Genomic DNA, 262 nt, shown 5'->3' on the forward strand with positions numbered 1-262 from the left:
TGGGCAACGAGGTTCTCACGCGCCAGGCGCTGCATCATCTCATTCGCAGAGACGGTGGTGACATCCATACGCTCGGCGATGCGCGCAATGGGCACCGGCTCACTACCACCCCCGAGGGTAGCGAGCGTTTTCAGGTACATTTCGACGCTTTCGCTGTAGTGAGAGTCTTTCATGAAACAGGTGGGCCAAAGTGCAAGACACAAGGCTCACCTTATATATCAATTGCGGGCCGTCCCTAGAACTGATACATGTCGCCGATTTC

The organism is Chloroflexaceae bacterium (assembly GCA_025057155.1).
Classification (GTDB): Bacteria; Chloroflexota; Chloroflexia; order Chloroflexales; family Chloroflexaceae; genus JACAEO01.